A 2,985-nucleotide genomic window follows, 5' to 3' on the forward strand; every position below is an offset into this window, starting at 1 on the left:
GTATTCGTTAACTCGTTGCTCCCCTGTTTTTTTATAGCCAAATTTTTCATAAAAGTGGCGATTTCTACGGTTGTCCTTAGGTGTATCAAGTGACCACTTTTTAACTTTAGGGAAATGCCTTTCCAACTCCTGTAAAATTTTAGATCCCAATCCTTTATTTTGAAATTCAGAGCCAAGGAAAATTCGATACAAATAATTATGATCTTTTGTTTGCTTTACAAGACAGATTCCGCCTGCAATCCTGTCATCAACGAAAATAGAATAGTGCAAAGAATTTTGCATTCTAAAAAAAAAGTAATCCAATGATTCAGTTGCAGGACTTGTATGATAATCCTTATATTTGATTAAATCTGAATGAAACGCTTCTTTTTGAATCTTTAACAATTCGTTTGCTTCCGCATGCTTTGATGGTATTATCTTAAATTTCAATTTCCCCACCTCTTACACCATTTCTGTCATTATATGAACAAGTGAGGAGTTATGACTATACCGCAAATAAAATAAAAGCCAAGAAGGCACTTTCAAATAGGCAAATATCTATTCCTCTTTAAAAATGGACACATACACTATTTTTGGAAACAATAGGAGGAGGAGATATAAAATGGAAAGAGATTTCTTTGGAAGCGGTATGGGTTATGGCATGGGTTATGGCGGTTACCCAATCCATCATGGTTATGGTGGTCACCCATTCCATCATGGTTATGGTGGTCATCCATTCCATCATGGATATGGCGGCTATCCATTTCATCATGGTTATGGTGGCTGCTGTTAGAGATCGTTCTTGCTAGACTCTTTAATTACTATTAGTTAATTTTGCACATGACGTTGTTTTAAAAATGAACATTTGTCTTATCGGGGGATTTTTCCACTAATCCTGCTATTTATGTCGGGAAAAGCCGTTTTAACAAATGTACCAGTAGTGCAAAACGGTGATATGGTTTTGGATGGGGAAAGAAGATGTTAAGATCTAGGTAAACGCACAAAATAGGTGCTAAATGGGTTAAAAAGGCTAATCAATAATATGAAAAAAGAGCAAATGGGATTAGCCTTAAAACTATTGTGGCACGTTTTAGTGAGAGTTGGAAAGCAAAATCCGACATTTAAATAAAGATAAATTACAATTGCGATTCTTCAATAGGAAGGTCGCCTTTTTTCTTATGCGTGCCCAGCAAGCCGTTAATTGCTAATTGGTGAAAGTCCAATTTGAGTAAGTACCAAGACGCTCAGTAGCTGACAGGCAACTGGTCCTATGGGAAGCATGGCAGCGTGTGAAACGAAAGAAAAGCAGTGGAGGTGTAGATGGACAATCGATTAGCTACCGTAATGCCAAAGAATGAAGAACGTCGGAAAGCCGTATGAGGGAAAACCTCACGTACGGATTGATGAGGAGGGACTGAAAGTAATAGAGATAGCCGAAGGCTATCCCATTGAAATCAGTTTCTTACTCTACCGAAGAAATTTTTAACCCAACGTTTCCGTAGACGGTATCATAAAAAGTAAACTCGCGGTTTTTATAATGGTATTTCGTTTTGCTTTGTGTCGGTTTTCTGATGTTAATTTTTAGATAATCATTAAATCGCAAAAAAATAGAGTAGTTTGATGACGGAAGCTGGTTTAATAACTCAAAATCCAGTGTCAGCGTACCATTCCCACTTTTATCTAGACTTACAGGATAAGAAGATTCAAGCAAGGCATTTTTTGTATCCCGAATCAATCCGTGGGTGAGCGTATCCTGATGATCGCCAAACACCTTAAATGTAAGGGTATATTGATCCTCATCAGCATACTCCTCTTCTAACACGGAATGCATTGGAATGCGAATATATTTATCGTTATCTTCTAAGAAGGGTGCTATCATATAAGGGAGGTTATCTTTTATCAAAATATCTTTGATTTTCTCCTGCTTATCCCAGGCAAAAAGGTGCTCAAGGTCTTTATATTTCTTTTTGGAAAATAAGTTATAAACCACTTTATTAATTGGTTGGAAGAATTCCTCGGAAACCTCATAATTTAAATTCTTCGTAGTTTTTAGCACTTGATTAAATTTATAGTAATATACCCGTTTCAGTTTCGTTTTTTGAAAATGGGGTGTATTAAAAAAACGAGTAATGGAATCAAATTCATATAGTCGGTTTAACACCATCTTCTGTTTTTCTACATCTAAATTTTTCTTGAGAATATGGTTAATTACGTTGAGATTACAATTGGTCTTTTGGATAATATTAGTCCGATTTGATAATCGAGTATCCTGGTTATCAATCCGATTCAAATAATATATTGGATGTTCGGTAGTGGAAATCGTATGACAATGGGTAAGCACATCCATGAAAAATTGCTTGTCCTCCGCAAATTTCATTTCAGGAAAAAGAATCTGATTGTCCTTTATGATGCTCGTTTTGATCATACGTGCTCTTGGACCTAAATGATGAAAGATATGCGGAATCGAAAAGGGCGATACACTTCTTCTTTCCATGCACGATTCATGTTCACCGACAATTGACATCCCCTTTGATTGGACCTGAATCGTTTTCCCCACTGCATAGTCATCACCGGTTTCCGATAGAATCGTTACTAATGTTTTAAGGCCATTAGGTTCAAGCCAATCATCGGCATCTAAAAAAGTCATATATTTAGATTGAGATAATTCAATACCAATGTTACGTGGCTGGCCGGGAGTACCTGTATTTCTTTTCAGAAAAACAACCTTGATGTTAGCAAACTTTGCTGAGTATTCTAACAGGATTTCTCTTGAGGAGTCTGTAGAACAATCATCGATTAGTATGTACTCGATTTGATCCATCCCGAGTGATTGATTTACAACAGAATCAATTGTTTTTCTCAAATATTTTTCGGCATTATAAACGGGGGTAATGACAGAAACGACTGTCGGTTTCAGCTCATCCGTTAATTTTTGATCAACAATATGATATCCTTTCGCATTATGCTGCTGTTTCTGATTCCAAATCCAACCCATCTTTATTCACC

3 protein-coding genes are annotated in these 2,985 nt (G+C 36.4%); 1 reads left to right on the top strand and 2 read right to left on the bottom strand.

Annotation, left to right across the window (positions count from 1 at the left end):
- Nucleotides 1-429, bottom strand: a 429-nt coding sequence (locus V7137_RS29385; RefSeq protein WP_335701339.1) for a GNAT family N-acetyltransferase, incomplete at its 3' end; no start/stop codon positions are given.
- A gap of 172 nt (nucleotides 430-601) precedes the next feature.
- Here V7137_RS29385 and V7137_RS29390 point away from each other — a divergent pair.
- Complete coding sequence (locus V7137_RS29390) at nucleotides 602-772, top strand: hypothetical protein (RefSeq protein ID WP_335701340.1); 171 nt, start codon at nucleotides 602-604, stop codon at nucleotides 770-772.
- Between the two features lie 669 nt (nucleotides 773-1,441).
- Here V7137_RS29390 and V7137_RS29395 read toward each other — a convergent pair.
- A complete protein-coding gene (locus tag V7137_RS29395; RefSeq protein WP_335701341.1) occupies nucleotides 1,442-2,974 on the bottom strand; it encodes a glycosyltransferase family 2 protein in 1,533 nt (510 codons plus the stop codon).
- Nucleotides 2,975-2,985 lie beyond the last annotated feature (11 nt).

It is taken from the genome of Neobacillus drentensis, assembly GCF_036962765.1.
GTDB lineage: Bacteria > Bacillota > Bacilli > Bacillales > Cytobacillaceae > Neobacillus > Neobacillus drentensis_C.

Bases quoted from the DNA above. Each gene is read 5' to 3' on its own strand.
- V7137_RS29390 (WP_335701340.1), top strand. From the start codon at position 602: ATGGAAAGAGATTTCTTTGGAAGCGGTATGGGTTATGGCATGGGTTAT.
- V7137_RS29395 (WP_335701341.1), bottom strand. From the start codon at position 2,974: ATGGGTTGGATTTGGAATCAGAAACAGCAGCATAATGCGAAAGGATAT.